Raw genomic sequence first — 228 nt, 5'->3', positions numbered from 1 at the left:
CGCTTCCAGGGCCTGCGGTACGTCTCGCCGCTGCTGGCCGCCTACGTCAAAGAGCAGGTCGTGATCCGGTACGACCCCCGCGACATTTCCGAAATCCATGTCTTCCACAAGAACCAGTACATCTGTAAGGCCGTGGACCCCGATCACGCATCGACCACCGTCAGTCTCAAAGACATTCAGCACGCGCGCGCAGTCCGCCGACGCGAGCTACGTGGCCAGATCGCCGAA

Annotated in this window: 1 protein-coding gene; it reads left to right on the top strand. The window is 61.8% G+C overall.

Features of this window, described 5'->3' with window-relative positions; translation table 11 throughout:
* On the top strand, positions 1-228 hold a 228-nt coding region (locus G6021_RS16135; protein ID WP_182641735.1), incomplete at both ends, for a Mu transposase C-terminal domain-containing protein.

Source organism: Dietzia sp. CW19, from assembly GCF_014145265.1.
GTDB lineage: Bacteria > Actinomycetota > Actinomycetes > Mycobacteriales > Mycobacteriaceae > Dietzia > Dietzia natronolimnaea.
This window is presented reverse-complemented; position numbering and strand designations above follow the sequence as displayed.